The organism is Comamonas sp. B21-038 (assembly GCF_022387135.1).
GTDB lineage: Bacteria > Pseudomonadota > Gammaproteobacteria > Burkholderiales > Burkholderiaceae_C > Comamonas > Comamonas sediminis.
Genome location: NZ_CP092462.1, coordinates 3878964 through 3905317, shown reverse-complemented (window position 1 = coordinate 3905317; position 26354 = coordinate 3878964). Strand labels below are relative to the sequence as shown.

Below are 26354 nucleotides of genomic sequence, written 5' to 3'. Positions count from 1 at the left end.
ATCACAAGTGCCATGCCTTGCGTCCTGTTGAAACCGAATGTAGGTTCAGCTTTGACGTTGTTTTGTCTTTATGACGACAATCTTCGGGAAAACGCTGTAGGTACTTTCCTGCGGCCTGCCGATTTGCCGGCCGTATGCGCGTGGCGCAGCCTTGGCGCTGGGCCAGGCAGTGGGGAGGCAGGGAGATGCGCGGGTGCCGCGGTATCGGAGGACGGGGGCCCGAAGCCGAATGCGCCATGCCGACAGGGGCAGGGATTCGGAGGGCGTGCCGCCCTGCTGCGGGCGCAGGGGCGGCAAGGCCATGCAGGGCTGGCGGGCGCGGGCCAGCGCCTGCAGGCGCGGAATGCTTAGAGCAGTTCCTGGATCATGTCGATGTATTGCTGCTTGGCATCGTCCTGCGCCATGCCTTTGCACTGGTTCCAGGCATTCCATTTGGCCGAGGCGACAAAGTCGGTAAAGCCGGGCTTGGGCTCGTTGTTGTCGCCATGGGCGCCTTGCTTGTACAGACCATAGAGCTTCAGCAGGGTCTGGTTGTCGGGGCGCTCGCTCATGTTCAGGGCGGCTTCCTTGGCGGCTTCAAAGGCGGTGTTCAGATCGGACATGGGGACCTCTTGGTGTGTGGTTGGGTGCGGAGTACAGGGCTGCCAGTTTAGCCTGCGATGGAGCGCTGCGGAGGGGCGTTGCAGCGCCTACTTGGAGCCCATGCCCGCGCTGGGCTGCACCTGGAAGGCGCCGGTATAGGGCGTGTGCACGACATGGATGGTGACCAAGGGCTGGCCCTCGCGCATGTCCTTGGGCACCTGGCGCGAGTAGGTGAATTCGGTGGGGTGGATCACCTCCATCTTGCGGCGCAGCTGCGTGCCGTTGTCCGACACCGTGTGCTGGTACTGGCGGTCGCCGGTAAAGAAGAACCAGCCGGCGCCGCCTTGCTGGCTGCGCGAGCGGCCGGTGGCAGGGTCAAAGTACTCGTAGCGGTTGCTGCAGGCATCCCACAGCGAAATGCCGACAACACCCGGGTAGCGTTCCACCTGATTGGTGCTGCGGTCATCGCCTTCATAGACGGCGGTGGTGAGCCAGGTTCTAGCGGCCAGCACCTGGGCATCGGGCGAAGCAGCGGCGCAAGCTGGGGCAGCGAGCGCATGCCCAGGGGCCAAGAGTGCGGCGGCCAGCGCCAGGGCTGCGATGGTTGGGGAGTGGGATTGGTTCAGATCGGACATGGCGGATTGGATAGTCATTGAGCGATGAACGCTCCAGTCTAGCGGGCCGCCTGTTGCGCAGAACCTACTTGCTGCGCAGGTGACAAGTGCAGGGCCCACCCTGGTAGCGTCCCTCTTTGCAGCCCGTGCCGGCTCGGGCATTCTTGGCCGCCATGAGCCCGCATGCCTCTCTCTACCAACGCCGCCGTGCCCCGCATGCTGCGGAAGTGGCCGATATCCCGTGGATCCCTGTTCTGCAACCTGCCGAGCGCGACTATGCCGTGCGCCAGCTGATGGTGACCGAGGCCGAGCCGGGCGAGTATGTCTGCCGCGTCGGCAAGCCGGTAACGTACTGGTTTGGTGTCATCGAAGGCCTGCTCAAGATGAGTGCCGAAGACAGCGAAGGCCGCACGATGACCTTTGCAGGCCTGCCACGCACGGGCTGGTTTGGCGAGGGCACCGCGCTCAAGCGCGAGATCTACCGCTATGACATCCAGGCGCTGCGCAAAAGCTCCGTCTGCGGCATTCCGGTCGATGCCTTCCACTGGCTGCTGGACCATTCGCTGGGATTCAACCGCTTTGTGATGCACCAGCTCAACGAGCGGCTGGCGCAGTTCATCAGCGCCCGTGAGATAGACCGCTTGAATCGCCCCGAAGAACGGGTGGCCCGCACCTTGGCCGCGCTGTTCAACCCGGTGCTCTGTCCCGGTGTCAGCGATGTGCTGCGCATCACGCAGCAGGAGCTGGCCTACCTGGTGGGCCTGTCACGCCAGCGGGTGAACGAAGCCCTGGCCGCGTTGCAGCACCAGGGCTTTATCCGTATTGAATACGGCGGCCTGCGCGTGCTCGATCTGCAAGCGCTGCGCGGGCAGGGCTGGCTGGTCAAGCCGCAGCGGGCGGATTTCGATCTGTAGCCTATAGAACCTGTTTAAAGTCTCCTCGCGCCGCGACAGTGTCTTTGAACGGGTTCTTAGGGCTTGGTGGCCGGTGCGGCTGGCGCGTCGGGCGTTGCCCCTGCTGGTGGCGGTGCGGGCATTGAGCCACCGGGCGTGGTGTTGTCCGGCGTGGCGCGTGGCATCGGCGCGTTGGAGGCGCCCTTGTCGCAACCGCTCAAGGCTGCAGCGCCGAGAACCAGGGCAGCAGCGGGCAGCCAGTAGAGTGCAGTGCGAGGTGAGTTGTGGGTGGTCGTGGACTTCATGGACATCTCCTAAAAATGAATAAGTCCATGCTACGCCTCAATAATTGCTGTTATGGCGCGTGCTTGCACTGCTCACATCTATATGCATTCCGATGCATATCGCGCCAGGCCGCATGGGCAGAGGCTTGGCGGGCTTTGGGGGCGAGCGGTCACATGGACAAGAGGCGGCGCATGGCCAGCGCGCAGGCATTGACGTAAGGAAGGGATCAAGTTGTAAGCACTGCTGAAAAAATCAGCAGCGTGCGTTGCCTCTCTTTGCGCACAGACTTATCCACAGCTGCCATAGCCGTGCGCCTCGCTTGGAATGGCAAGACACGCGACAATAGCGGGCTATGTCAAATCCCCGCCCTCCAGCTGATTCTCCTGCCGCCGACGATGGCGAAGGCCGCAAAAAACTCACCCTGACCCGCAAACCCGCGCCTGCGCCCGCTCCCGTCGCGCGTGGCCGTGACGGAGGGCCGGGTGCGGACCGTCCGCGTTCCGCTGGCGGCCCACGCCCTACAGGCCCTCGTTCTGGCGGCGACAGCCGATTCAGCGACCGAGGAGGCCGGGACGGGCGTGATGGCCGCGATGGTCGTGACGCACGCGACAGCCGGGGTGAGCGTGGCAGCCGGGATAGCTGGCCGGGCCGCGATCGGTCGGGCCTCGATAGGCCGGGCCGCGATAGCCGAGACGGCGGTTTTGGCCGTGGTGAGGCACGCGGCGGTGGCTTTGGCCAGGAACGCCGTTTTGGCGACCGCGCTGATGGTGGCCGCCGTGACGATGCACGCCCTTATGCAGGTCGCCCGGATGCCGGTGGCCCTGGTGCTGGCCGCCCCTACGCCGGGCGCCCCTACGCCGGGCGCCCCTATGCTGGGCGCGGTGACTTTGTCTCGGTAGGTGCCGGATCGCGCGACCCGCGCCAGGACGACCGCCGCCCCGCAGGCCCACGCCAGGATGACCGTCGCAATGACGGCCCACGTAGCTTTGGCCCGCGCCAGGATGACCGCCGCAACGAAGGCCCCCGTGGCTTTGGCCCCCGCTCGGAAGGCTCTCGCTCTTTTGGCGCAGGCCCACGCCAGGATGGCTTCCGCTCGGAGCGTCCACGCGACGAAGCACCACGCTGGGATGCCCCGCGCCGGGATGCCCCGCGCCGCGAGATGCCATCCAACGTATGGCGCGCCGATGGGCCCCAGCGCACGATGCAGACCGCCAAGGCCCAGGCCCAGAATGAGCAGCTGAAGGCCGAAGGCCAGGTGCGCGTGAACAAGCGCATGTCTGATCTGGGTCTGTGCTCGCGCCGCGAGGGCGATGCCTGGATCGAGAACGGCTGGGTGCTGGTCAACGGCGAAGTCGCGACGATGGGCCAGCTGGTGGAGCTGACCGACAAGATCGAGATCCGGCGCGAGGCGCAGGATTTGCAGGCCCAGCAGGTGACGATCCTGATCAACAAGCCGATGGGCTATGTCAGCGGCCAGGCCGAAGACGGCCATGAGCCGGCGGTGGTGCTGGTCAACCCGCCCAACCACTGGCGCGAGGACCACAGCAAGACGCGCTTCAACTTCAGCCAGCTCAAGGGCCTGGCCCCTTGCGGCCGTCTGGACATCGACTCGGTCGGCCTCCTGGTGATGACCCAGGACGGACGCATTGCCAAGCACATCATTGGTGAGGATTCCGACGTCGAGAAGGAATACCTGGTGCGCGTGACCTATGGCGCTGTCGAGCAGGATGTGCAGCAGCACTTCCCTGAAGACAAGCTGGCGCTGCTGCGCCACGGCCTGTCCCTGGATGGCGAAGCCCTGCTGCCCGCTGGTGTGGAATGGCAAAACCCCGAGCAGCTGCGCTTTGTGCTGCGCGAAGGCAAGAAGCGCCAGATCCGCCGCATGTGCGAGGCCGTCGGCCTGTTTGTGGTGGGCTTGAAGCGCATCCGCATCGGCAACGTGGTGCTGGGCAATCTGCCGGTGGGGCAGTGGCGCTATCTGGGCGAGAACGAGCAGTTCTAAGCCCATTGTCAGCCGCTCTCGTGACGAGGGCGGTGGCTTGGAAAAGCCCTCTCTGGCCCGACGGGTCAGAGGGGGCTTAGTTTTTGGCGATTGGCGGTTTGTGCGGGCGGGCCGGGGCAATGCCCCGGGCCATGCGTGCATTGCGCACCGCTGCCAGGCTCAGGCCCAGCTGCGCGGCCACATCGGCATCCGATGCGGTGCCCAGCAGCATCACCTCGTTAGGTTGCCAGCTGTGCTGGCTTTGCTTGCCCCGGCTGCTGTCCTGCGGTGCTATGCCCAGCGCCCCACGCTTGGCCACCACGCTGGCCTTGCTGATGCCCCACTGGGCAGCCAGGCTGGCATCGCTGTGCTGGCCCAGTGCGGCCAGCATCTCCGCTGTCCATTCGACATGGCCAAAGGCGGCAATCCCCAGGCTGTTGCGCTTGAGGTTCACCGTCTTGGCGCTGGTGCCCCAGCGCTCTGCCAGCACCGCATCCTTGTCTGTGCCCAGGGCGGCCAGCATCTCGTCGGTCCATTGCAGGCTTGCGCGTCCCATAGCGCGTCCTTAGCGCTGGGCCAGCGCCTGCTCGGCGGCGGCGGCCAGGGCCAGCAGGTTCGCATCCTGCATGCGCGCGCCCACCAGCATCAGCCCCACCGGCAGGCTGCCGGCAACACGCGGCAGCGGCAGCGAGATGGCAGGCAGGTCGTAGAAGTTGAAGATCGAGGTGTTGCGCAGAATCAGCGCATTGGCGGCGAAGAAGGCGCTGTCGTCTTCCAGCAGTGGCGCAATGCGCGGCGCGGTAATGGCGACGGTGGGCAGCAGCAGCAGGTCGACCTCCTGCATGGCGGCGTCAATCCTGGCGGTCCATTGCTGGCGCTGTTGCAGCAGCTGGATGTAGTAGGGCGCCGTCAGCGCGCGGCCCTTGTCCATGCGCGAGAGCACGCGCGGGTCAAAGGCGCCGCGCGTATCCACCAGCGCCTGCTGGTGGATCGCGGCGGCCTCGGCCGCAATCAAGGTGCCCTCGCTTTGCAGCTGTGCGGGGGCGGCCATCAACGCTTGCCAGGGCAGCTTGCGGATGCTGGCGCCGTGGGCCTGCAAGCTGGCGATGGCCTGCTCGGTCTGGGCCAGCACCTCGGCGCTGCAATCGGTCCAGGGCAGGCCCTGGGGCAGGCCGATGCGCAGGCCCTGCAGGCTGCGCGGGGGCAGGGCTTGGGGGATGGCGCCGGCCATGATGGCATCGGCGGCCGCGCAATCAGCCACCGTCCGGGCCAAGGGGCCCAGCGCATCGAGGGTGTAGGACAGCGGAAAAGCCCCGTCGCGCGTAACCCGCGCCTGCGTCGGCTTGAAGCCGGTGACGCCATTGAAGGCGGCGGGGATGCGCACCGAGCCGCCGGTATCCGAGCCAATGGCGATGTCGACCAGGCCCCGGCCCACGCTGACCCCGGCGCCCGACGAGGAGCCGCCGGGGATGTGCTGCATATCGGCGGCATTGCCCGGTGTGCCGAAGTGGGGGTTGATGCCCACGCCCGAGAAGGCGAACTCCGTCATGTTCGTCTTGCCGACGATCACCGCACCGGCAGCGCGCAGGCGCTGCACCACCGGCGCGTCTTGTGCGGCCGGAGCGCTGTCGCGGCGCATTTTCGCGCCAGCGGTCGTGACCTGGCCGGCCACATCCAGCAGGTCCTTGATGGAGACGAGCTTGCCGTCCAGCGGGCCCAGCGACAGGCCGCGCGCTGCGCGCTGGTCTGCGGCCTGCGCCGCTTCCTGTGCGGCGTCGGGGTAGAGCTGGGTGAAGATGCGCTGCGCTTCGTCACCCAGCGAGGTCAGGGTCTGCAGGCTGTGGGCAAGGCGTTCGGCGCTGGTGGGCATGGCGGAATCATTCAAAAATCAGATGGGATTGCCATCGTAACCAATAACCAGGCGCTGGTCCGCCTGGCGCAGCAGGGATGCCTGCCGCCCTCCTGTCTGGAACTCACGGCACGGCGGCGGTAAAGCTCAGCTGCCCGCTGTAGTTGCCGGCCGTGCGGCTGACGGCGCTGTTGTAGGCAAAGGTCCAGTTGGCCGTGCGGATGGTCACCAGGCTGTTGACCGTACCGGTGCCGCCGCCGGTGACATTGACGCTGGTGCCGGTGCCGCTGGCTGGAATGGCGGGCGCCGGCAGCGCCGAATCGCTGCTGGTGACGCTGACCACATTCATCGGAATCGTGTTGGCGCCGCTGGTCAGTGCCGTGGTCACGGTCGCGAACACGCTGACCTGGCCGCCATTGCTGCGCACCTCGACCGGCAGCACATTGCCGCTGGCGGCGACTGCAAACGTCGGGGCGGTACCGTTCCAATTGACCGGTGTGTTGTTGCCATTGGCGGGCGTGGTGGGCACGGCCGGGATGCTGGGACTCAAGCTGAAGCCGACCTGCGATGTAGTGCCGCCCGGTGTGGGCCAGGCACCGTCACCGACGCGAAAAAACAGGTACTTGTCGATCTGGATGGAAAAGTTCAGCGCGACCGCTGGCGTGGTGCGCGGCAGGTTGCCGGTACCCGACGTGGCACTGCCCGCCTGCGCAGCCGCAGACACAGCCGCGAGCGCCAGCGCCAGCAGCGGGCGCATCCGTGTCCGTGGGCCGCGCAGTGGGTTCATGGGAACTCCGCATTCAGCTTGAAGCTGCCCTTGTCCCAGTCCAGCATCCCGCTCGCCTTGATCGGGTAACGGGGCTGAATGGCAGGCTGGCCATCTTCTCCCTTGGGGACCAGCGCCAGATGCCGGGTCTGGCCGGGCATGATCGGCGTGCCTTCAACGGCCAGCATGAAGTCGCGGCCTTGTGCATCCTTGGCGTCCACCGTGCCTTCGAGCCGGCCATGGGCATCGCCGGTGTTGCGCACGGTCAGCGCAGGGCTGCGCTTGCCGGCGATCTCGTGCATGCCGATCTGCTGCACTTCGAGCTTGGGCTCGGCGCCGCCGAGCATCACATAGACGGCCACGGCGATGCGGCCGGTGACCGGCAGGCTCAGGTGGGCGCCCCCGCTCTGGATGATGGTCTGCTGGGCCGGCTCCACCCCTTCGACGGCGATCATGAAGCGGCATTCGCCGCGCGGCGCATCGGCCGGTGGCGTGACCTGGAAGCGAAAGGCCTGCTTGGTCTGCGCCGGTACTTTGACGGTGCGGCGCTCCAGCGCCACCCAGGGGCGGCAGCTGCCGGGCAGCAGCTCGTCGTGGTAGCTGATCTGGCCCTCGGCCGAGTAGCTCCAGTCCAAGGTGCGTACCGACAGCGCAGTAGCGGCTGCGCCCAGGTTGTGCAGATCGATGGACTGGCCCAGGCGCTCGCCGCTCTTGGCCGTGAGCTCAAAGCGCGAGGGGGAGACCGCCATCTCGAACGGGGCCGCCTGGGCCAGGCAGGTGGCCAGGGGCAAGGCCAGCGACAGGGAACGTTGGAAGAAGCGGATCAGGGTCATGGCTGGGTCTCTATCTCAAAGTAGGATTCAAAGCGCAGGCTGCCACCCCGGCCCATCTGCAACTGGCGCTGGTCCAGGCGCAGCTGCAAATCAAAGCTTTCGGTGATCCAGGGCGCACGCACGGTGCCGGTCCAGACCAGCACCCGGTCGCCGGGGCGGCCCATGCCGCCTTGGAACAGCCCGCTGCTGCGCCACTGCACCTGCATACCCATCGGTGAGCGCAGGCCGGCCACCGCCAAGGGGATGACGTAGTAGATGCGTGCCTGCCTGCCCATATACGCGGCGGTGGCCAGGCGGTATTCCACGCGTCCGAAAGGCAGGCTGATGGTGTGGGGGTCCAGCATCTGCGCGTTGCGGAAATCTGCATGGATTTGCGCACGCGGAGAGCTGGAATCGTCCAGCCGGGTAGGCTGGGCGTGCGCACTCTGGCCCCAGACGCCGGCCAGGGCCAACAGCGCAGCACAACAGCGAAGGCGAAAGCTGGGCATGGACCTGTTTCCTTATTCCATCGACGCGGTGAAATACACCGTGCCCAGGTAGGTGCCTGCCGGGTAGAAGGTGTCATTGGCATAGCGGAAGGTCAAGCGCGTGGCACTCAGGTTCCGGGACTGGTAGGTCCAGGTGCCCAGGCAAAGAACGATGATTGGAATAGAGCAGACGTTGGCATTGGCATTGAAGTTGGCCAGCTGCTGGTTGTTGGCACCGCTGAACTGGCCGTTCTGGATATCACCAGCGGCCGAGCCACTGCTGTTGCTGACCGTCCAGCTGATCTTGCTGAACGGGATGATGGTGCTGCCGCAGGAGCTGCTCTGGCAGATCAGCCCGGTGCCGGAATCCACCCGCAATGTGACGGGCCGGGCCACTTCCGAAGAGACGATCGGGCGCACCGGTGTGACCGAGATATCGATCGCGGGTGATCCGGTCACGGCCGTGGGCGTGAGGCCCGCATTGTTGCCCGTGACATTGAACTGCACCGTGTCGGTCCCTGCAGCGGACCCCACCTGCAGCGACAGCGCGTAGTTGCTGGTGCTTGCGTTGTCGCTGACCGTGATGATGACGGCGTTGGCGGGCCCGATGATGCCGCAGGCGAGCAGCACCAGCCCCGCGCCGAGCGGTGCGCATGCGGTCCGCAGGGCAGCATGCGCGGTGGTGGTTGCATCGCGCTGGGGCATCAGACGCCTGTGGCCGTGTAGGTGACCGAGCCGGTGTAGGTGCCGGCGCTCCAGGCGGTGGCGGTGCCGGTCAGTGCATAGGTCCAGGTGCCGCTCAACAGGGTGTTGGGCGTGAGCGTGGTGGATGCGCACGCGCCCAGGTTGGCGCCCGGATGGGGCACCGGCGTGGCGCCTGCGGCCACCACGGTGAAGTTGGCGTTGGGCGGGCCGCCGGCAGCAGGGCTCCAGGCTCCCACGGCGCAATTGATGTTGGCCGTGCCGGCATTGGTCCAGGCAGACACCGCCAGCACATTGCCCGTGGGGGTGACCGCCACGGTCGGAGCGGTGCCATCCCAGGGAACCTGCACGTTGTTGGCGGTGGCCGTGGGCGTGGTGCCGGGCGTGGGCGGGATGGTCAGCGCCGCATTCCAGCTGACGGTGTCCTGCAGGGCATTGCTGGAACCGACCTTGAGCAGGATCAGCTTGGGGATGACCACGCTCAGGTTGACCTTGGCGGTGGCCGTCACGGTGCCGGTGCCGGCCGAGGAAAAGCCATATTGGCTCTCCGCCAGTGCATGGCCGGTGCAGGCCAGGGCGAGGGCAGTGCCCAGCGCGAGTGCATTCAGTTTTGGGTGTTTCATGGTTGTCGTCTTTCAAGGAGCAAGCGCCGCAGCGCCGGGAGTCGGCCGCCACGATGCACGGCGTGCAAGCGGAGGCCCGGGTTCTGCTGCATGGCTAGTCCTCCACCTTGGTGATGGGGATCTCGGCGTGGGCTTCGCCACGCAGCGGAACATCGACACTCAGTACCGCTCCATCGGCAGCACCCCAGGGCAGGGGCACGCTGTCGAGCGTGATGCTGAGTTGATGGCGGCCTATGCCGACCATCGGGAACAGGAAACGGCCTTGCGCATCGGTGGTGGTGCGGTAGCGCCCATCGAGCACCACCTCGATGCCCTGCGCGCCCGACTCGTCCGGCTGGATGCGTCCATCCTTGTTGGCGTCATAAAACACCCGGCCGCCGACGCTGCCGCTGCCATTGCCGGGCGTGCCTGCGGCCACCGGAAAGGGCCGGCCGGTGCCCCCTTCCCAGCGCAGATAGACATACGCGGTCTTGTCGTTGCTGCGGTAGATTTGCGGGCTGGTCCAGTCCAGCACCTGCGTGGTGACCAGGCGCGCCTGGTTCAGCAGCACGCCCATGCCCATGCTCCAGCCATGGCCCCATTGCTTTTCCGCCAGCAGGTTGCCCGACAGGCCCCGGCTGGTGAAGAGGCCGCCGCTTTGCGAGGTGTAGCGCAGGTTGCCGGAAAAGCTCAGGCTGTTGCTGGCCCAGTAACGGCCTTGCAGGCCGGCCGTCGGGTAGTGCTGGACGCGGCCGTTGCTGCGGTCATCGGCCCAGCCCAGGGTGGTGACCAGCTCGGGGCGCATGGTCTCGCGCTGGGCGCGGATCCAGTCCTGCTCCCACTGCAGCTCGCGCCCGGTGGCGGTGCCATCGCCCAGCACGATCTGCTCATTGCTGCGCAGGCTCAGGCTCAGGCGCGAGCGCGGCAGATCGCCAAAGCGGGTCTGGTAGTAGCCATAGGCGTAGAGGCTGCGCATCCTGCCCTTCAGGCCACCGCCCTGGCTGTCTCCCGCATAGCGGGTCTGGTACAGGTTGAGGTTGCCGCCCAGCGCGGTTCTGCGGTCCATCTGGTAGTGCAGGTTGCCGCTCAGCCCCACGCGGGTCTGGCCCTGCTGGGCCGGCCAATTGCTGGCGCGCATGCGTTCGGCATCGAGCCCCGCCCCCCAGCTCAGGCGGCTGGTGTTGTGGTCCAGGCGCCAGTAAGCGCCCTGGGTGCCGGAGGGCAGCAGGTAGTCGCCAAAATGCAGGTTGGGCCGGGTCACATAGGCGCCCCAGGTATGGCGGTAGCGGCCCAGCTTGGTGTCTGCCTCCAGGTACAGGCCTTGCGCGCTGCCGGAAGGCGCTTGTGCCGAATTGCTGCGGGTGGTGCTGCCCAGCGCGGTGAGCCGGCCGCGCAGCGCGCCATCCTGCTGCGTGGGCGAGCCATAACCGAGCGCGGCGGCCCAGCTGCTCACCCTTTTGCTGCCGCTGCCCGGCTCGTTCCACAGGCCATAGTCCACGGCGGCCACATTGTGCGCCTGGTTCAGTTGCGCGGCGGCATACCAGGCACCGCCCAGGCGCTGGGTGGCACCCACCCAGGCCACGCTGCCCTGGCTTTTCTCGAAACCGGGGTAGGGCCCTCCCAGCAGGTCGCCGCGCTGGCCCATGCCGGCGCTGATGTCGAAATCTGCACCACCGATGCGGGTGGACAGGCCGCGCAAGGTGCTGGTGCCCAGCATCAGGCGGTAGTTCTGGCCCAGTCCTCGGGTGAGCTCGCTGTAGCTGTCGCCGATCGTTGTGTCCATGCGGATGCCGGGTGTCACCGGCATATCCAGGTTCTGGACCGTGATGCGCTGGCTGCTGGACCTGCGGGCATAACCGAGCGCGCCAATGCCGTTCCAGGCATCCTGGCCGCCATGCATGCTGCGCACATCGGCCTGCAGCATCCATTCGCCGTGGTTGAGGGTCTGCTGGCGGTACAGGATGCGCTGTCCCAGCTCGGTGCCACGCTGCTGGCCCTGGCTGCCGTGGTCGGACTGGCCCAGCCCCAGGCGGCTCTCCAGCGCCCAGCTGCGCAGGCCCAGCGGCAGGGTGCTGGGGTCCACGTCCGGGGCTTCTCCCGCCCGCAGGGCTGTCAGTTCATCGGCGCTCATGAAGTGGTCCTCGTAAGCGGCCGGTGCGGCCTCGATGACGGCCCGCAGCCGTGCCTGCTCTGCCTGTGCGGGGCTCAGTGACTCCACCCGGCTGCTGGCGCCTGCCTGGTCCTGCGCCAGTGCTGCGGTCGCTTGCAAACCGATTCCCAGCACCCATGCCCCCTGAGCCGCCCACCCTGCCAGCGCCTGGTGGAAACCAGTACTGCTGAAGAAGGGAGACCGCTCAATCACATTCATTTGTAATTAGGAGTTAACTGCCGTTGCATTGATTTTGCGTGGCTGCTACCAATCAATTGTCAAAATTTGATACATAACGTTAAGTGTGTCAGAGGAGATCACAAAGTTGAAGGGCGCTCTTTGTAAAGATAATTGAAGCTAGCCTCTGCGGTTCATCGTCATCATTTATGAGCGGTCCATGTCATAAATCTATCGTTGATATTGATCAAGTGGATAAGCAATTCCAAAAGCACCGCCCGACCTTGAAGCGGCGCGCCCTGCACCCATATAGGCCCTTGTTCTGTGTTGATGAAGATTGACCTCCCATGACCAAAAAAACCCATTCCTTTCAGGCCGAAGTGGCCCAACTGCTCCACCTGGTGACGCATTCGCTGTATTCGAACCAGGAGATTTTTTTGCGCGAGCTGATCTCCAACGCGTCGGATGCATGCGACAAGCTGCGTTTTGAAGCGCTCAATGACAGCGGTCTGTACGGTGACCAGCCGGATCTGGAAGTGCGCGTGTCCTATGACACCAAGGCCAAGACCTTGACCATCACCGACACCGGTATAGGCATGACGACGCAGGAGGCCATCGACAACCTGGGCACGATCGCCAAGAGCGGCACCAAGGCCTTCATGGACAAGCTCAGCGGTGACCAGAAGGCCGATTCGCAGCTGATCGGGCAGTTCGGCGTGGGCTTCTACTCCGGCTTTATCGTGGCCGACAAGATCACCGTCGAATCGCGCCGCGCAGGCGCCGAGGCGACGGAAGGCGTGCGCTGGACCAGCGGCGGCATGGGCGACTTCGAGGTCGAGCAGATCGAGCGTGCCCAGCGCGGCACCAGCATCATCTTGCACCTGCGCGAAGACGCGCAGGACTTCCTCAACGGCTACAAGCTCAAGGAAGTGATCGCCAAGTATTCCGACCACATCAGCCTGCCCATCCTGATGGAGAAGGAAGAGTGGAAAGAGGGCGAGAACGGCCAACCCGGCGAGATGGTCAAGACGGGCGAGTGGGAAACCGTCAACAAGGCCAGCGCGCTGTGGACCCGCGCCAAGAAGGACATCACGCCTGAGCAGTACCAGGATTTCTACAAGGCCATCAGCCATGACTATGAAGATCCGTTGACCTGGAGCCACAACCGCGTCGAAGGCAATACCGAGTACACGCAGCTGCTCTACATCCCCGCCAAGGCGCCGTTCGATCTGTACCAGCAGGGCAAGCATGCGGGCATCAAGCTGTACGTCAAGCGCGTGTTCATCATGGACGATGCCCAGGCGCTGATGCCCCAGTACCTGCGCTTTGTCAAAGGTGTGATCGACTCGGCGGACCTGCCGCTGAATGTGAGCCGTGAGCTGCTGCAGGAAAGCCGCGATGTGCGCCTGATCCGTGATGGCTCGGTCAAGCGGGTGCTGTCGATGCTCGAAGACCTGGCCCGCCATGACAAGCCCCAGGCGGCTGCCGAAGGCAGTGACGGCGTGGTGGACGTGGTCAGCGAAGACGACAAGGCCAAGGAAGGCAAATACAGCCGCTTCTACAGCGAGTTTGGCGCCGTGCTCAAGGAAGGTCTGGGTGAGGACTTTGGCAACAAGGACCGCATCGCCAAGCTGCTGCGCTTTGCATCGACCACGCACGAAGGCCTGAACACCTCGTTTGCCGACTACAAGGCGCGCATGAAGGAGGGCCAGGAGGCCATCTACTACATCACCGCCGATACGCTGGCCGCTGCCAAGAGCAGCCCGCAGCTGGAAGTCTTCAAGAAAAAGGGCATCGAGGTGCTGCTGATGACCGACCGGGTCGACGAGTGGGCGCTGAACTTCCTGCAGGACTTTGACGGCACGCCGCTGCAATCGGTGGCCAAGGGCGCCGTCGATCTGGGCAAGCTGCAGAACGAGGAAGAGAAAAAGGCTGCCGAGGAAGCGGCCGAAGCTTTCAAGCCCGTGCTGGCCAAGCTCAAGGATGCGCTCAAGGACCGTGCCGAGGATGTGCGTGCAACCAGCCGTCTGGTGGATTCGCCCGCCTGCCTGGTGGTCTCGGACAGCGGCATGAGCCTGCAGCTGGCCCGCTTGCTCAAGCAGGCTGGCCAGGCCGCCCCCGAGAGCAAGCCGGTGCTCGAGGTCAATCCAGAGCACCCGCTGGTCCGGAAGCTCGATGGCTCGGTGCATTTCCATGACCTGGCCCAGATCCTGTTTGACCAGGCTGTGCTGGCCGAGGGTGGCCTGCCGGACGATCCTGCCGCCTATGTCAAACGGGTGAACGCACTGCTGGCATAACGCAGCGGCCCTCCCAGAAAAATCCCCGCCGGGTAAAAAACCCGGCGGGGATTTTTGTTTATCTGCCGCTTGAACGCCGGGAAAATCCTTGCTCCTGGAAGACGGTTATCGCACGGCACAGCGGCAATAACAAGACCGGTCTATGCCGGGGAACCGGTATTTATGAAGAAAGGGAAGTGCTTACTTTCGACGGCGGATTATCCTGCAATACCCTGATAAATCACAATTTAGAATTGTTAACATATCGAAACACCATTATTTCGGTGGTGGGCCGAGGCCGCGCCCAGCTGCGCCGATGATGTGTCTAATTGTTTCAATATGCCGGTGCAGCCGGCCCCTGCGGCGGAAAAGGCGGCTGCAGCAAGAAGACCTCAGAAGCCCTCACGCTGACAGAGGGAGGAGGGGGACAGCCCAGCGCTGCGTGGCTTTCCTTCGCTGCGCAGCCTCTTCAGATTGGTTATTTGTCAAATAAATCAGTCCATTGGAGGTATGCCATTGCGGGTGGGCGCAGCCGCTGCGGAGCATCGCGGGGGGCTGCACGCCTCAGCGGTGCTGTTGTATCCCGATGCTGGCAGGGGGGCGGCAGGCTTCGCTGGCGGCGAGGCCGGTTCGTAAATGCTATGGGCAGCTCTGCATTGTTTTGCTGCATCATTTTTATATAGCTAATAAATTTATTGAAAGTTTATTGGACATATACGCCGGATGCCAGTGCTACATTCGCAGCCCTTGTTGTCAGGTACAGCAGGTTATTAAGGATCCGTTACTACCACTGGGTGTTATCTCGGCGCTCGCCGGGAAAATCTTTGGTAAGTAGCAAAAATCTTTTATTTCACTGAACACGCAAGCCGTTATCTCTGTTTTTTGAGGAGAGGGCGGAGCTTTGCCTTTTTTAAGCAGGACGTTGAAAGTGTTACTCCCGTATCGATCACCGCCGCTACGCACCACGGTGCGTGGCAGCGTTGCCCTGGCCGTGTTGGCTGGTCTGATGCCGGCCGTGGTGGCCGCCCAGTCGACCCAGTACGACATCTTTGTGAACCACGACGCCTTTGTTGCGCAGACCGGCGCCGTTGCCGAGAGCGGATCGGTGGATGGGCCGGTGGGCGCGGACTTTGTCTACCGCGCCAAGGTCAAGCTCAATGGCGGCACCGGCGAGGTATCCAACGTCCTGTTGCTGCAGCAACTACCAGCGGGCGCCATTTTTCAGGGCATCGTCGCGCCTGCTGGCGTGCAGTGTGACGAGCCCCTGCCCAAGGCGGGCGACACCATCCAGGCCGGCTCTGCACTGAGCTGCCATCTTCCGCTGGTAACGGCGGCCGATTTCGTCGCGGTGGACTTCCGCGTCAAGCTGCCCGCCGCTGCCACCGACTGGACGGCGCAGGCCTCTGCCTCCAGTCCCAACAACGTGGATCCGGATGCGGGTGAACAGGCCCCGAACCACAGCCGCATCGAACGCACGATCACCACCTATGAGCGTGCTGATCTGGCCGTACAGATCCTGGCACCTGTGAATGGCGCCACGCATACGCAGGGCGACAAGGTCGACTACCAGCTCCAGGTGCGCAACGCGGACTCGCCCTATGCCTTTGCACTCAAGGCGGGCGAAAAGGCGACCGTGCGTTTTCCACAGCCCGAGGGAACCGAGTTCCAGGGCAGCCCTGGCGGCAATGGCTGGGCCTGCCAGCTGGTGGACGACACCAGCGCCAACCAGCCCGTGCCGGTATGGAGCTGCAGCTACACCGTGCCCGCCGGCCAGTCCGTCGGCCGTGGCCAGGATTTGCCGCTGCTGAGCGTGCCTGTGCTGGTCAAGGCCAGCGGCGGCCAGGTGGCCAGCGCGGTGTCGGTGGCGGGTGAAACCGCCACGGGCCAGCTGTTTCTGGATGCCGACCCTGACAACAACACCGATGATGTGCAGATCCAGGTGCAGCCCAATGTGAACCTGGACATGGCGCTGACCAAGGTCGTGAATCCGAAGGTGGTGGACAAGAAGGCCACCGCACCTGTGCCGGTGGTCTACACGCTCAGCGCTAAGCGGGTCGCTGGCGAGCTGGTGCCGCAGGACATCGAGGTGACGGACACGCTGCCCGCCGGTGTCAGTTTCGTCTCTGCCAGCGGTACCGGATGGGACTGCAGCAACAATGCGCAGGTCGTTCGCTGCCGCTACAGCGGTGCATTTACAGCGACCCTGCCCCAGATCACGGTCCATGCCACCGTCGATACGGCTTCCGTGGCCGCCGAAAGCGTGGTCAACAACGCCGCCCAGGTCTCGGCCAGCAATGAATCGCCTGCGAATGTAGGCGACAACAACAAGGCGCAGGCCAGCGTGCTGGTCAGCAACCAGGTGGACCTGGCCGTGAGCAAAAGCACCACGGCGTCGGTGATAGCCTCCGGCCAGCCGTACCAGTACGCGGTCAAGATCAAGAACAATGGCCCGCTGGATGTGCTGGAGGGCCAGACGATCACGGTGACGGACCAATTGGATGGGCAGTTGCAGTTCACCGGGGTGCCCGCAGGCTCTCCGTGGACGTGCAGCCCCGAAAGCACGACGGCCACTGAACTGGGCCGGCTGCTGACCTGCACCTTCACGGGAGGCATCGCCGCGGGCAAGACCTCGGAGTTGCTGCTCAATGTGGTCGCGCACATCGATCCGGGCCAGGGCAAGTTTGCCACCATCAAAAATGGCGCCCAGGTGACAGGCGTGGACGGGCGGGGCAGTGCCGCCATCGGCCATATTGCCGACAGCAACAGCGTGAACCTGTCGGAGGCCAAGGCCGATCTGTCGATCAGCAAGTCGGCTGCGGTCACCGGCGCATCGGCGGCGTCCGGTGCCGAGGTCGTCTACCGCTTGCGCGTCAAGAACGATGTGCCCGCTGACGCCGGCAATGTGGACCTGCAGATGGCCAGGACCGTCAAGGTCACGGACACCGTGGGCAACCTGCTGACCTCCTACAGCGCAGGCGTGCTGGGGGTACAACCCTATGCCAACGGACGCTATCTGACGGCCGAAGTCACCATGCCTGGCGGCAATGGCGCGGAGTCGGATGCCTGTTCGATCTCGGGCGACAACAACCAGAAGTCCGCCACCGTGACCTGCAACTTCCGCAACCTGCCCGCCGATCCGGCAGCGGAATACCTGGTCGTCATCCAGGCGCGCCAGTATGTGGATCCCAAGGACGATGCCACGCAGACCAACACCATCGTCAATGTGGCGGATGTGAGCTCGCCCGATACGGCGGAGTTCAACACCGGCAACAACCGCTCCCAGGCCTCGGTGGAGCTGGAAGCCCTGACCGATCTGACCGTAACCAAGCAGGCTGCGCCCGAGAGCGCTGCCGCCGGCCAGGCGATCACCTACACCTTGACCGCCAAGAACAGCGGCCCCTCGCAGGCGCGCAAGGTCAGCGTGACCGATCAGTTGCCGCTGAACACGATCTGGGTGGGCGCTGCGCCCAGTATTGCCCGGGGCAGCTGCAGCTTGAGCGGCGGTGCCACGTTTGCAGCAGGCTTGGAGATCACCGAAGCCAACCGCACGCTGACCTGTACCTGGACCGACGCCGTGGCCGAGAAGGCGCAAAAGACCGTGACCTACCAGCTGCGCTCGCGTGCCAAGGACTACCCGGCTCAGCTGGACAACCGCGTGGTGGTGGCGTCGGTCACGCCGGAGACGGATCTGAGCAACAACAGCGCCCACGAAACGGTGCCGCTGAACACGCCCCAGGTCGATGTGCTGGTGAACATGCGCCACACCAATGACGGCATTCCGCTGGACACCGGCAAGACCCAGTACACGATCACGGTCACCAACAGTGGTGCCTCGCAGTCGTACGCAACCGGCGTGCAGATGGTGGACCAGTTCCCGGCAGCCGGATCGACGGCCGACTTCCGCTTTGTCTCGCTCGACAGCGTGCAGCTGGCCAATTGCGATGCCCGCTTCAGTACCGACAGCTGTAGCGTGCCTGCATCCGGCGCGCTGGCGGGCAGCCTGGTCTGTGATTTCCCCTGGCTGGCGCCTGGCGAATCCGTGGCGATCAAGTTCACGATGGAGCCAGCCTCGCTGCTCGATGGCCGCGCCGTCGGTACCATCAACCACCGCGCCAGCGTGAAGGCCGATGTGGAAGTGCTGGAGGGCGTGGATGTCAGCAAGAACAACCAGACCACGGACCGCACGTCGACCTATGACCCGGCCCAGGTCTCGCCCGGGGACCTGGACAAGCTGCGCTATGTGGACCTGTCGCTGACCAAGACCGCGTCGGCGGGCGATGCGGTGGATGTGGGCGATCTGATTGCCTACACCTTGACGGTGAAGAACGAGGAAGACCCGGCCGCCAACCCGCGCAATGACCTGGTGGATGGCCATGCCGTCGTCAGCGATGTGCTGCCCGAAGGCCTGGCGCTGGAAGGCGCAGCGCCTGATGGCTGCAGCTATACCGAGGCGACGCGCAGCCTGCGCTGCGAGATCACATCGCTCAATGCCGGGCAGACGCGGGACTTCCGCTTCACGGCCAAGCTGCTGTCGCGCCCGCAGGCGCAGACCAGCGTGGTCAACAGTGCCAGCCTCTCCAGCCCGGGTGATACGGATGAGTCCAACAACGACAGCCGCACCGAGACGCCACTGGCGCTGGTGGATCTGGCCCTGCGCAAGACGGTCGACAAGGACCAGGCGGCTGCAGGCGATGCATTGACTTACACCTTGACGGTTGTCAACAACGGCCCGGCAGCAAGCCGTGAAGCCAGCGTGACCGATGTCTTGCCCCAAGGCCTGGTCTTTGTGCAGGCGTCGCCCGCCTGCCGCTTCGACGCCGATAGCCGCACACTCCGTTGTGCGCTGGAGCCGCTGGCCGCCGGTGCGTCCGTGGCATTGACGGTCGAGACCACCGTGGATGCGGCGCTGCAAGGCCCGGCCAGCCTGGTCAACACGGCTGCCGTAGACCTGGCCGGTGATTCCGATCCAAGCAACAACGAAAGCACTGCGACAACAACCATCCCTGGCAAGGACAGCGGGGGCAACGAAGGCAAGCCCGATGGCAAGCCCGCCGTGCCGGTGCCCGTGCCCACCCTGGCACCGGCTGGCCTGCTGCTGATGGCGTTGGCGATGGCTGCGCTCGCAGCGCTGCGACTGGGACGCCGCAACCGTTAAGCGCGCATCCCGGATGCACCTCCGCCCCCAAGCCGCGCATCGCCATGCGCGGCTTTTTTACGTGGGGGATTTGCCGCATGAACACCAGTTGTTGACAGAGGCATTTCCCCCGCTCAGAACTTTAACGGCTATATTTGCTCCTACGTCCACTTCGACGACAGCAGGCACTCACCATGGTTCGCTTCTTTTTTGTATTTCTGGGGCTGCAGCTCTCCTTGTTCGGTCTCAACATGCTGAGCTGGGTGCAAAAGCACCTGGTCGAGCCGTGGACAGCCATGCTGGCGCAGATCTGCGCTTTTTTGGTCACCTGGTTTGACAAATCGGCAGTGGCAGAAGGCAAGGTGCTGTGGAACCATGCCACCAACTTTGGCGTGTCCATCGAGGCCGGCTGCAACGGCATCGAGGCGTGCATTGTGTTGTTTGCCGCCATCATGGCCTTTCCATCCAGCTGGCGCCACAAGCTCATCGGCCTGGTGCTGGGCTTCATCGCGGTCCAGGCCGTCAATATCGTGCGCGTGATCAGCCTGTTCTATCTCGGCCAGTGGAACATGTCGGCTTTCAACTTCGCCCATGAGTACCTGTGGCAGGCGCTGATCATGCTGGACGTGCTGGTGGTCTGGCTGGTCTGGGTGCGTGCAGGCCAGCGCGCCAAGCGGGCCGAGGATGGCTCGGACGCGCCACCCCCTTCAGGCTCGGGAGCGGGCCCGGCGCTGGCCGCGGCCTGACCTGCACCGGCCAGCAGTGTGCGCACTGCTGGCTTTTTTCCATTCACCGCACTAGAAATACATGGCCCCCAGGGCCGAGACCGAGGAAGAGGGATGAAGCGCTTGAACCCGATACAGCGATTTGCGCTGCTGGCCTTCGCCGGCATCATCGTGCTGACCACGTTGTGGGTGCAACTGTCTCCGTGGATGGGCTACCCGGTGGCGGTGATCTCCAAGGAAGGCATGCAGGACCTGGCATCGGGCTGGGTCAAGCAGGTGCACATCGCGCCGGGCAAGATCGAGGTCGACACCTCGGTCGGCGTCGCCAATGCCAACACCGGTGGCCGCTGGGCCGAGATCTCGGTCGATGGCGACCCGGGCCGCTATGCCTACGGATTTCCGATCTTCTTGGCGCTGTTGCTGGCCGCCTGGCGCAAGGGGCGTGTCTGGCGCGCGGTTCTCGGTTATGTGATCTTGCTGCCGTTCCAGGCCTTCAGCATCTCCACCAGCCTGCTGATGCAGGTGGTGCTGGCCACCAACCTGGACCTGCGGCTGCTGAAGATTTCGCAGACCCAGCTGGATCTGCTGGCCTATGGCTACCAGCTGGGCAGCCTGGTGCTGCCGACCCTGGTGCCGTTTTTGCTGTGGCTGTGGCTGGACCGGCAGTTTGTCAACGAAGTGCTGGTCGAGGCCTGGAAGAAGAACATCCAGCCCAAGCTGGTGCCGCGCCCCACCGTGGTGCGCCCACCGCCACCACCGCCGCCAGAGCAGGTGATCCGCCCGGCAGAGAGCGGGCCCGAGATCTCGCACGAGATCAGCATCACCTTGCCACCGCGCAAATAAGCGAGCTCCTATTGCCGGGGGGCTGGCACTTGCGTGCGCCAGGTGGCTAGCGCCAGCGCCGTGGCCAGCAGCGCAAACACCGCGCAGAATGCCAGCAGCGCGCGTGACAGGCCCACCTGGTCGGACAGCCAGCCAATCCCCAGAATGGGCAAGATTGTGCCCACATAGCCGGTGACCAGGTAGGTGGCCAGCAGGCCGGCCCGGTTGTCGGCCCGTGCCACCTTGTTGACCACCGAGATGCCGCCCAGGTTGCACAGGCCATGGCCGAGTGCGGCAGTCAGCACGCAGAGCAGAAACACGCCGGCCGAGCTGGCAAACACGTTGACGATCAGCAGCAGGTTGCACAGCGCCAGCGATGCGTAGCCGGTGATCAGCACCTTGCGGGTGACAAAGCCCTTGGCGGCATACTGAGTTGCCGCCGACAGCAGCAGGATCAGGCCGATCGATGGCCCGCTGATCGCCGGCCCATGCCAGGGCAGCATGCTTTGCATGAAGCTGGGGGCGAGCGATGCGAACAGGCTGAACATGCCAAAGGCGCAGAACGCGCCCATCGAGGCCAGGCCATAGCGGCGCAGCGCAGCGCGCTCCGGGAAGGTCAGGCGCGGCATCAGCTGCCGCAGGCCAAAACGGGTGCTGGCAGGCGCGGGCTGCAAGTGGGCCGGCAGCTGCACCTGGAACAGCGAATAAATCGCCAACGCACTCAGCAGCAGCGATGGCAGATAGGCGCTGCGCAGCGGAAAGGGCGCCCATTGCGCCACCAGGCCACCGACGATGGGCCCCAAGCCAAAACCAAAGGCAATCGTCAGACTGGTGGTGGCAGCGGCGCGCTGCGTGTCACCGCTGGTATTGAGCTGGGTCAGGCCCAGCGAGGCCGAGGTCGTGATCATGCCCGAGGCCAGGCCAATGATGATGCGGCTCAGGCCAAACACCTGCATGTTCCAGGCCAGTGCCGACAGCAGCACGCCGCCGCTCATCAGCATCACCCCCGCCCGCAGCACCTTGAAAAAGCCATAGCGCGTCGTGATCGCGCCCAGCAGCATCAGGCTGGTGAGCGCTGCGGCCATGTAGAGCACAAACACCTGGGTGATGGCGCTGGGCGGCAGCTGCCACTGCGCCTGGTACAGCGGGTAGAGCGGGCTGGCCAGCGCCGTGCCCATGACGCCGACGCACATCGAGAAGCACACCCAGAAATAGGGCGGCCAGGGGTATTTCATTGCAGGACTTGGATCTGGGCTGCGGTGGCTGCAGCAGGCCAGCGGCGGGTAGCGGCTGGCCGGTAAGGACGGTGGGCTGGATTGTAGGCAGCGGGGCCGCGCATGTCGCTAGGCGGCGCAGGTGCCCATGGCCTGGCGTAGGACATAGGCAGACAAAGTCCATGGCAATGCCCTTGTAGCAGGGGGCCGTGGGGCAAAGGCTGTTAAAAATAGCCATGATCCGAATGTCCACGCTGTCCTTTTCGCCCTCCCGCCACTGCCGCGCTGCGGCTGCCGCTGCCATCGCGGTGGCCTGCGTGGCTGCGCTGTCCGCCTGCTCACCGTATGTGGGTGTGGGCGTGCCGTTGGGGCCGTTTTCGGTCGGCGTCGGTGTGGGCAGTGGCGGTGTCAGCGCCGGGGTGGGCACGGGTGTGGGCCCCGTCGGTGTGGGTGTGGGGGTCAACCAGCGTGGCCAGGTGACCGGCAATGCGGGTGTCGGCGTGGGCACCTCCGTCGGTGGTGCGAATGTGGGCGTAGGGGTGGGCACCGGCACGGTGCTGTATGACCCCGCTGCGCCCGTGGCGCCTGCATCGGCCCCCGCAACGGCACCGGACTATGCCCGGTCCGCACAGCCCGGCGTGGTCGTACCAGGGGTCGTCAGCCCACCCGCGGGCGAGCACGATGCCAACCTGCAGTGGCGCGGCGCTGACGGCCAACTGCTGCCCGACTGCCGGCTGAACAACCGCTGTTAACCGGTTCTACACATACAGCGGCGGCTCGTCCATCGCGATGCGCTGGGCCTGCAGCAGCTGCGTCTGCTCCTGCCAGTAGGCCTCGCTGCCAAACCAGGGGAAATGGATCGGGAAGATCGGGTCGTCAAAACGCCGGGCCAGCCAGGCGCTGTAGTGGATCAGGCGCAGGGTGCGCAGCGGCTCGATCAGTACCAGCTCGCGCCGGTCAAACGGGCGGAACTGCTCATAGCCTTCCACGAGGGTCGACAGCTGCGCGCTCTGCTGACGGCGGTCGCCTGACAGCAGCATCCACAGGTCCTGCACAGCGGGGCCGCTGCGCGTGTCATCCAGATCGACAAAATGCGGGCCGCCGCCCTGGTTCTCCGGCGGCACCCACAGCACATTGCCCGGGTGGCAGTCGCCATGCAGGCGCAGGCTGCGAAAGCTGCCTGCGGCAAAGTGGCCGGTCGCGCTGCCCGGGTCGATGATCTCGCAGATCTTGTCGGTGGCGCGGCGGCAGGCATCGCTCCAGGCGCTGCGCTGGCCGGGCGGGATGGCGCCGTGCGCCATCAGCCAGTCATGGGGTTCGCGGGCAAAGTCCTGGGCGTTGATGCTGGGGCGGTGCGCAAAGGGCTGGGCTTCGCCCACGGTGTGGATGCGGGCCAGAAAGCGGCCGACCCATTCGAGCACTTCCCAATCGTCCAGATCGGGCTGGCGCCCGCCCCGCCACGGCGAGACCGAGAAACGAAAACCGCCATGCTGCAGCAGGCTGTGGCCGCCCAGTTGCAGCGGTGCCACTACCGGCACTTCGGCATCGGCCAGCTGCTGGGAGAAATGGTGTTCCTCGGCAATGGCCGCATCGCTCCAGCGGCCGGGGCGGTAGAACTTGCAGACCACCTTGCTGCCGTCTTCCAGCCAGACCTGGTAGACCCGGTTCTCATACGAGGACAGCGGATTGAGGCGGCCATCACCCCACAGGCCGACCGATGCCAGCGCATCGAGCACCAGATCGGGGGTCAGTGCGGCATAGGCATGTTCCTGTTGCGGGCTGCTGGGCGGGTAGTCATCGTTGTCGTGCATCCTGCCATTGTGCGCCCATCTTGTGACGGCCATGGAGAGGGCAGGGACGCAAAAAAAGCCGGGCATGCAAGGCATGCACCGGCTGTACTGGAGAGGGTCAATCGTTGCGCTGTGTAGCTTAGAACGTCTTTACGATCTCTATACGAGGAGATCGTAAACACGTTCTTACACCACCACGGTCAGGGTCTTGTCGATATTGCCGCGGGTGGCATTGGAGTAAGGGCAGACCAGGTCGGCGTCATGCACCAGCTTTTCAGCGGCGGCCTTGTCCATGCCGGGCAGGTTGACCGTCAGGCGGGCTGCAATGCCGTAGGCGTTCGGGATGGGGCCCAGGTCCACTTCGGCGTCGATCGACAGGCCATCGGGCAGTGCAAGCTTTTGCTTGCCGGCGACCGCCTTGATCGCGCCGATGAAGCAGGCAGAGTAGCCTGCGGCAAACAGCTGCTCGGGGTTGGTGCCCTGGCCGCTGGTACCGGGCGAGGACAGTTGCACGTCCAGGCGGCCATCATTGGTGCGCGATGCGCCGTCGCGGCCGCCGGTGGTGTGTGCGTGGGCGGTGTACAGAACTTTTTCGAGAGTAGCCATGGTGAACTCCTGGTCAACGGTGGGACAAAAAAACTGCTTCTTCAAGAAGCGGCGGGCAGCGGCGCGGCCAATCGGCTGCGCAGCTGTTGGATCTGTTGGGTCAAGGCCTGCAACTCCTGCAAACTGCATTGGCTGCGCTCCAGCACACAGGCGGGAACGGCGGCTGCTTGCTCGCGCAGTTGCCGGCCGGCATCGGTCAGGTGCACGCGCACGCGGCGCTCATCGTCGCTGTCGCGCTGGCGCTGCAGCCAACCGGCAGTCTGCATGCGCTTGAGCAGCGGCGTCAACGTACCCGAATCCAGGTACAGGCGCTCGCCCAGCTCGGAGACCATGCAGCCATCGCCTTCCCACAGTACCAAGAGCACCAGGTACTGCGGGTAGGTCAAACCCAATGGTTCGAGCAGGGGCTTGTACAGCTTGGTCATTGCCAGTGAGCTGGAGTACAGCGCAAAACACAGCTGCTGGTCGAGCAGCAGCGCGTTGTGGGCAGTGGCAGGGTTGGCGTTGGGCATGGGTCGAATTATAGTGCTCAATTAAATTGTGCACAACTTAATTGGGAAAACACCTGCAGGCAACAGGGTGTTTGCCCAGGCCGGTGCATGGGCCCTGGCTTCGTCTGAAAGGCAGGCAGCCCGCGCCGCAGATGGCGGCTGGGTTGCGCCCCGTCCATTCAATACGCGGTCTGCACCACCTGGCCGCTGCTGTCCTTGAACTTGGCAGCCACCGCATCGGCAGCGGTGCGCAGCAGGATCAGGTCCATCGAGACGGCGACAAACTGCGCGCCCAGCGCCAGGCATTCGCGGGCGCGGGCTTCGTCCACCATCAGGATGCCGGGGGCCTTGCCGGCCGCGCGGATGCGGGTGATGGCGTCATCGATCGCGGCATTGACCACCGGGTGGCGCGGCTGGCCGGGGTAGCCCATGCTGGCCGACAGGTCGGCAGGACCGATGAAGATGCCGTCCACCCCATCGACGGCGGCGATGGCCTCGATCTGGTCCAGCGCCTGCGCGGTTTCCACCTGCACCAGCAGGCACAGCTCCTTGTCGGCATCGTCCACATACTGCATGTCGCGGCCAAAGTTGCTGGCGCGCATCGAGCCGCCCATGCCGCGAATGCCCTTGGGCGCATAGCGCATGGCCTGCACGGCGGCGCGGGCCTCGTCGGCGTTCTGCACAAAGGGGATCAGCAGCGTTTGGGCGCCAATGTCCAGGTAGCGCTTGATGAGGACCGGGTCATTCCAGGCCGGGCGCACGACGGCGCTGGTGGGACGGGGCTGCAGCGCAGCTTCTACCGCCTGCAGCTGCTGCAGCACCTGGGGCACATCGTTGGGCGAATGCTCGGTGTCGAGCATGATCCAGTCGTAGCCGCTGCCGGCCAGCAGCTCGGTGATATAGGGCGAAGGAAAGGCCGACCACAGGCCGATCTGTGCCTGACCGGCGGCCATCGCTTTTTTGAAGAGGTTCGGAGTGGGCATGCTTGTCTCGGTGGTGTGGTGTTTTCTGTGTGGTGGGGTCAGGGCAGGAGGTGGATCTCGTCGTTGCTCAGCGGCCAGCGGCAGCTGCCTGCCAAGGTGTGCCATTCGCTGGCGCCCAGGTCCAGCGCCTGCTGGTCTGCCATGGCCGTCACGCTGCGGCAGATGGGCTTGAAATGCCTGGCGGCCACCGTGTCGCGCCCGTAGCGCTGGTAATAGCGTTTCAAGTGCAGATCGGCAGCCGGCACCCGGGCGGCGACATAGGCCAGGTAGTCGCGGTAGAGCGCATCGACCGGCGCATCTTCGAGCTGCTGCTTCCAGATGCGAAAGCCGGCCAGGCAGGCCACCAGGGCCAGCACCAGCGCGGCCACAGGCAGGGCCTTTTTCCAGATCGGGGTGCTGCGTGGCGCGGGCAT

At 65.0% G+C, this 26354-nt stretch carries 24 protein-coding genes; 7 read left to right on the top strand and 17 right to left on the bottom strand.

Features of this window, described 5'->3' with window-relative positions:
- Positions 1-347 precede the first annotated feature (347 nt).
- Together MJ205_RS17885 and MJ205_RS17880 are read right to left on the bottom strand one after the other, a co-directional pair.
- Positions 348-602, bottom strand: coding sequence for an acyl-CoA-binding protein (locus MJ205_RS17885; RefSeq protein WP_021028674.1), 255 nt, complete (start codon positions 600-602; stop codon positions 348-350).
- Positions 603-689: 87 nt separating this feature from the next.
- Positions 690-1217 carry a DUF4822 domain-containing protein gene (locus MJ205_RS17880; protein WP_239809691.1) on the bottom strand — a complete coding sequence of 176 codons (528 nt, stop codon included), beginning with the start codon at positions 1215-1217 and terminating at the stop codon, positions 690-692.
- 152 nt (positions 1218-1369) lie between these two features.
- Between MJ205_RS17880 and MJ205_RS17875 the strand changes: the two genes are divergently transcribed.
- Positions 1370-2110, top strand: a complete 741-nt coding sequence (locus MJ205_RS17875) for a Crp/Fnr family transcriptional regulator (protein ID WP_021028675.1) — start codon at positions 1370-1372, stop codon at positions 2108-2110.
- A gap of 56 nt (positions 2111-2166) precedes the next feature.
- Here the strand turns inward: MJ205_RS17875 and MJ205_RS17870 are convergent, their stop codons facing one another.
- Positions 2167-2394 carry a hypothetical protein gene (locus MJ205_RS17870; RefSeq protein ID WP_239809690.1) on the bottom strand — a complete coding sequence of 76 codons (228 nt, stop codon included), beginning with the start codon at positions 2392-2394 and terminating at the stop codon, positions 2167-2169.
- A 332-nt stretch (positions 2395-2726) separates the two neighbouring features.
- On the opposite strand from MJ205_RS17870, the gene MJ205_RS17865 reads away from it, so the two are divergent.
- The gene (locus MJ205_RS17865) at positions 2727-4376 is read left to right on the top strand and encodes a pseudouridine synthase (RefSeq protein WP_239809689.1); all 1650 of its coding nucleotides are present in this window, start codon (positions 2727-2729) and stop codon (positions 4374-4376) included.
- 76 nt (positions 4377-4452) lie between these two features.
- On the opposite strand, the gene MJ205_RS17860 is transcribed toward MJ205_RS17865, so the two are convergent.
- The 8 genes from MJ205_RS17860 to MJ205_RS17825 all read right to left on the bottom strand — a co-directional run bounded on the left by MJ205_RS17860 (position 4453) and on the right by MJ205_RS17825 (position 11843).
- On the bottom strand, positions 4453-4911 hold the full coding sequence (locus tag MJ205_RS17860; protein ID WP_239809688.1) for a hypothetical protein: 459 nt from the start codon (positions 4909-4911) through the stop codon (positions 4453-4455).
- 9 nt (positions 4912-4920) lie between these two features.
- Entirely contained in the window at positions 4921-6225 is a 1305-nt protein-coding gene (locus MJ205_RS17855; protein ID WP_239809687.1) for an amidase, read from the bottom strand.
- A 103-nt stretch (positions 6226-6328) separates the two neighbouring features.
- The gene (locus MJ205_RS17850) at positions 6329-6991 is read right to left on the bottom strand and encodes a hypothetical protein (RefSeq protein ID WP_239809686.1); all 663 of its coding nucleotides are present in this window, start codon (positions 6989-6991) and stop codon (positions 6329-6331) included.
- Positions 6988-7803, bottom strand: a complete 816-nt coding sequence (locus MJ205_RS17845) for a hypothetical protein (protein ID WP_239809685.1) — start codon at positions 7801-7803, stop codon at positions 6988-6990. The genes MJ205_RS17850 and MJ205_RS17845 overlap by 4 nt, the downstream gene beginning before the upstream one ends.
- Positions 7800-8291, bottom strand: a complete 492-nt coding sequence (locus tag MJ205_RS17840; protein ID WP_239809684.1) for a hypothetical protein — start codon at positions 8289-8291, stop codon at positions 7800-7802. The genes MJ205_RS17845 and MJ205_RS17840 overlap by 4 nt, the downstream gene beginning before the upstream one ends.
- 12 nt (positions 8292-8303) lie before the next feature.
- Entirely contained in the window at positions 8304-8975 is a 672-nt protein-coding gene (locus MJ205_RS17835; RefSeq protein ID WP_239809683.1) for a hypothetical protein, read from the bottom strand.
- The gene (locus MJ205_RS17830) at positions 8975-9595 is read right to left on the bottom strand and encodes a hypothetical protein (protein ID WP_239809682.1); all 621 of its coding nucleotides are present in this window, start codon (positions 9593-9595) and stop codon (positions 8975-8977) included. Before MJ205_RS17830 ends, MJ205_RS17835 begins: the two co-directional genes overlap by 1 nt.
- Positions 9596-9689: 94 nt before the next feature.
- Positions 9690-11843, bottom strand: coding sequence for a hypothetical protein (locus MJ205_RS17825; protein ID WP_239809681.1), 2154 nt, complete (start codon positions 11841-11843; stop codon positions 9690-9692).
- Between the two features lie 404 nt (positions 11844-12247).
- Between MJ205_RS17825 and htpG the strand changes: the two genes are divergently transcribed.
- The 4 genes from htpG to MJ205_RS17805 all read left to right on the top strand — a co-directional run bounded on the left by htpG (position 12248) and on the right by MJ205_RS17805 (position 20878).
- Positions 12248-14197, top strand: coding sequence for a molecular chaperone HtpG (gene htpG, locus MJ205_RS17820; protein WP_239809680.1), 1950 nt, complete (start codon positions 12248-12250; stop codon positions 14195-14197).
- A gap of 907 nt (positions 14198-15104) precedes the next feature.
- Positions 15105-19331: a DUF11 domain-containing protein gene (locus tag MJ205_RS17815; protein WP_239812787.1), complete on the top strand. Its 4227-nt coding sequence runs from the start codon at positions 15105-15107 to the stop codon at positions 19329-19331.
- 173 nt (positions 19332-19504) lie between these two features.
- Positions 19505-20056 (top strand): exosortase H, encoded by a 552-nt coding sequence (gene xrtH / locus MJ205_RS17810; protein ID WP_239809679.1) that lies wholly within the window; start codon positions 19505-19507, stop codon positions 20054-20056.
- 93 nt (positions 20057-20149) lie between these two features.
- A complete protein-coding gene (locus MJ205_RS17805; protein ID WP_239809678.1) occupies positions 20150-20878 on the top strand; it encodes an exosortase H-associated membrane protein in 729 nt (242 codons plus the stop codon).
- A gap of 8 nt (positions 20879-20886) precedes the next feature.
- Here MJ205_RS17805 and MJ205_RS17800 read toward each other — a convergent pair whose 3' ends face one another.
- Positions 20887-22092: an MFS transporter gene (locus MJ205_RS17800; protein WP_446715035.1), complete on the bottom strand. Its 1206-nt coding sequence runs from the start codon at positions 22090-22092 to the stop codon at positions 20887-20889.
- 224 nt (positions 22093-22316) lie between these two features.
- Here MJ205_RS17800 and MJ205_RS17795 point away from each other — a divergent pair, with 224 nt between their 5' ends.
- Complete coding sequence (locus MJ205_RS17795; RefSeq protein ID WP_239809677.1) at positions 22317-22823, top strand: hypothetical protein; 507 nt, start codon at positions 22317-22319, stop codon at positions 22821-22823.
- Positions 22824-22829: 6 nt separating this feature from the next.
- On the opposite strand, the gene MJ205_RS17790 is transcribed toward MJ205_RS17795, so the two are convergent.
- From MJ205_RS17790 to MJ205_RS17770, 5 genes are all read right to left on the bottom strand, one after another.
- On the bottom strand, positions 22830-23882 hold the full coding sequence (locus tag MJ205_RS17790; protein WP_230770934.1) for a serine/threonine protein kinase: 1053 nt from the start codon (positions 23880-23882) through the stop codon (positions 22830-22832).
- Positions 23883-24047: 165 nt separating this feature from the next.
- Positions 24048-24467: an organic hydroperoxide resistance protein gene (locus MJ205_RS17785; RefSeq protein ID WP_239809676.1), complete on the bottom strand. Its 420-nt coding sequence runs from the start codon at positions 24465-24467 to the stop codon at positions 24048-24050.
- Positions 24468-24508: 41 nt separating this feature from the next.
- Positions 24509-24979 carry a MarR family winged helix-turn-helix transcriptional regulator gene (locus MJ205_RS17780; protein ID WP_239809675.1) on the bottom strand — a complete coding sequence of 157 codons (471 nt, stop codon included), beginning with the start codon at positions 24977-24979 and terminating at the stop codon, positions 24509-24511.
- A 158-nt stretch (positions 24980-25137) separates the two neighbouring features.
- A complete protein-coding gene (locus tag MJ205_RS17775) occupies positions 25138-25941 on the bottom strand; it encodes an HpcH/HpaI aldolase family protein (protein WP_133855145.1) in 804 nt (267 codons plus the stop codon).
- Between the two features lie 38 nt (positions 25942-25979).
- Positions 25980-26354 (bottom strand): hypothetical protein, encoded by a 375-nt coding sequence (locus MJ205_RS17770; RefSeq protein WP_239809674.1) that lies wholly within the window; start codon positions 26352-26354, stop codon positions 25980-25982.

Coding starts and splice junctions, on each gene's coding strand:
- MJ205_RS17885 (WP_021028674.1), bottom strand. CDS start 602: ATGTCCGATCTGAACACCGCCTTTGAAGCCGCCAAGGAAGCCGCCCTG.
- MJ205_RS17880 (WP_239809691.1), bottom strand. CDS start 1,217: ATGTCCGATCTGAACCAATCCCACTCCCCAACCATCGCAGCCCTGGCG.
- MJ205_RS17875 (WP_021028675.1), top strand. CDS start 1,370: ATGAGCCCGCATGCCTCTCTCTACCAACGCCGCCGTGCCCCGCATGCT.
- MJ205_RS17870 (WP_239809690.1), bottom strand. CDS start 2,394: ATGAAGTCCACGACCACCCACAACTCACCTCGCACTGCACTCTACTGG.
- MJ205_RS17865 (WP_239809689.1), top strand. CDS start 2,727: ATGTCAAATCCCCGCCCTCCAGCTGATTCTCCTGCCGCCGACGATGGC.
- MJ205_RS17860 (WP_239809688.1), bottom strand. CDS start 4,911: ATGGGACGCGCAAGCCTGCAATGGACCGACGAGATGCTGGCCGCCCTG.
- MJ205_RS17855 (WP_239809687.1), bottom strand. CDS start 6,225: ATGCCCACCAGCGCCGAACGCCTTGCCCACAGCCTGCAGACCCTGACC.
- MJ205_RS17850 (WP_239809686.1), bottom strand. CDS start 6,991: ATGAACCCACTGCGCGGCCCACGGACACGGATGCGCCCGCTGCTGGCG.
- MJ205_RS17845 (WP_239809685.1), bottom strand. CDS start 7,803: ATGACCCTGATCCGCTTCTTCCAACGTTCCCTGTCGCTGGCCTTGCCC.
- MJ205_RS17840 (WP_239809684.1), bottom strand. CDS start 8,291: ATGCCCAGCTTTCGCCTTCGCTGTTGTGCTGCGCTGTTGGCCCTGGCC.
- MJ205_RS17835 (WP_239809683.1), bottom strand. CDS start 8,975: ATGCCCCAGCGCGATGCAACCACCACCGCGCATGCTGCCCTGCGGACC.
- MJ205_RS17830 (WP_239809682.1), bottom strand. CDS start 9,595: ATGAAACACCCAAAACTGAATGCACTCGCGCTGGGCACTGCCCTCGCC.
- htpG (WP_239809680.1), top strand. CDS start 12,248: ATGACCAAAAAAACCCATTCCTTTCAGGCCGAAGTGGCCCAACTGCTC.
- xrtH (WP_239809679.1), top strand. CDS start 19,505: ATGGTTCGCTTCTTTTTTGTATTTCTGGGGCTGCAGCTCTCCTTGTTC.
- MJ205_RS17805 (WP_239809678.1), top strand. CDS start 20,150: ATGAAGCGCTTGAACCCGATACAGCGATTTGCGCTGCTGGCCTTCGCC.
- MJ205_RS17800 (WP_446715035.1), bottom strand. CDS start 22,092: ATGAAATACCCCTGGCCGCCCTATTTCTGGGTGTGCTTCTCGATGTGC.
- MJ205_RS17795 (WP_239809677.1), top strand. CDS start 22,317: ATGTCCACGCTGTCCTTTTCGCCCTCCCGCCACTGCCGCGCTGCGGCT.
- MJ205_RS17790 (WP_230770934.1), bottom strand. CDS start 23,882: ATGCACGACAACGATGACTACCCGCCCAGCAGCCCGCAACAGGAACAT.
- MJ205_RS17785 (WP_239809676.1), bottom strand. CDS start 24,467: ATGGCTACTCTCGAAAAAGTTCTGTACACCGCCCACGCACACACCACC.
- MJ205_RS17780 (WP_239809675.1), bottom strand. CDS start 24,979: ATGCCCAACGCCAACCCTGCCACTGCCCACAACGCGCTGCTGCTCGAC.
- MJ205_RS17775 (WP_133855145.1), bottom strand. CDS start 25,941: ATGCCCACTCCGAACCTCTTCAAAAAAGCGATGGCCGCCGGTCAGGCA.
- MJ205_RS17770 (WP_239809674.1), bottom strand. CDS start 26,354: ATGCCCGCGCCACGCAGCACCCCGATCTGGAAAAAGGCCCTGCCTGTG.